The 1,390-nt window shown below is 59.9% G+C and carries 2 protein-coding genes; both read right to left on the reverse strand.

Translation table 11 applies throughout. The features are described from left to right. Window positions 1–573 (reverse strand): FprA family A-type flavoprotein (locus GPK89_RS16410; RefSeq protein ID WP_252261708.1); only part of this gene is annotated, 573 nt, incomplete at its 3' end. Between the two features lie 160 nt (window positions 574–733). After that, the coding region (locus GPK89_RS15045; RefSeq protein WP_215694392.1) for an NAD(P)/FAD-dependent oxidoreductase at window positions 734–1,390 on the reverse strand (657 nt) is incomplete at its 5' end.

A 1,390-nucleotide genomic window follows, 5' to 3' on the forward strand; every position in this document is an offset into this window, starting at 1 on the left:
CCGCCGGGCCTGCGGCGCCCAGGGGGCACGGGCAGTCCGTTCCAGTGAACCGAAGCGGCCGAAGGCATCCGCCGAGAACAGAATCTTTTCCTCCTCTTCATACGCTGCCATCACCTCCGGCCAGTGTACCATCGGCACCAGCAGAAAGCGCAGCCGGTGCAAACCCAAGGAAAGCGTATCTCTTTCGCCAACCTCCAGCATACGGTCTTCCGAAAATGCACCTGTGCCGAAGAACTGCTTGATCATGGTAAATGTTTTCGCGTTTCCCACGATCTTCATCTCCGGGTACTTTTGTGCCAGCCGCATGAGGCTGCCGGAATGATCCGGCTCCATGTGTGTGACCACAAGATAGTCGGGGCCGCGCCCCTCCAACACCCGCGCCACATTGGAAAGCCATTCTTCCGCCGCCCGTGCGTCCACGCTGTCCATCACGGCGATCTTCTCATCCAGAATGACATAGGAGTTGTAGCTCACTCCCATAGGCTGGACGGGATACTGGTTTTCAAAGAGTGCCAATGTGTTATCATCCACCCCTACATAGCGGATGGCATCTGTTACCGTTTGAATGGTCATAATACAAAACAACTCCTTATGGAGAGACAACATATCTCCCGATCTTACATGGGTTATCTTATCTGCCATCACTCTGGCAGTTGCCTTGCAGATATGTCGGCATCCCCACTGCGGTCGTATCCGGCCTGACCTTAAACACGGCTTTTTCAATCTACATCCCTTATCGGTTTTCCGCGATATATTTCTCCGCCATGTGGACTGCCACCGCGCCGTCCGCCACGGCGGTGACCACCTGACGGAGGGGCTTCGTCCGCACGTCGCCCACGGCGTAAACGCCGGGAATACTGGTTTCCGTGGTCTCTCCGGCCACGATATAGCCGCCGCCGTCCAGCGCCAGTTGACCCACCGCCAGCGCCGCGGTGACGGTGTCCCGCAGGCGGACGCCGGTCAGCCTGTCCCCGGAAAGCAGCGCGGAAACGACGCTGTTCCAACGGAATTCCACGTTTTCGGCCTGTGCCAGCGGCTCGTAATAGATCTTGGTGGCCCGCAGGGTGTCTCTGCGGTGGACGAGGATCACCTTTTTCGCCACGCGGCTGAGAAGGAGGGCATCTGCCGCGGCGGAATTGCCGCCGCCCACCACGACCACCGTTTTGCCCTTGTAAAACATCCCATCGCAGGCGGCGCAGTAGGCCACGCCCCGGCCCACCAGTTCCGACTCTCCGGCCACGCCCAGCGTTCTGGGGTCCGCACCGGTGGCCAGCACCACGGTTTTCCCCCGGAAGATCCCCTCGCTGGTATCCACGAGCTTGGGAACCGCCGTCAGATCCATGCGGAGGACTTCTGCGTATTCGCTGCGTGCCCCAAAACGCTCCGCCTG

The sequence above is a fragment of the Gemmiger formicilis genome (assembly GCF_018784445.1).
GTDB lineage: Bacteria > Bacillota > Clostridia > Oscillospirales > Ruminococcaceae > Gemmiger.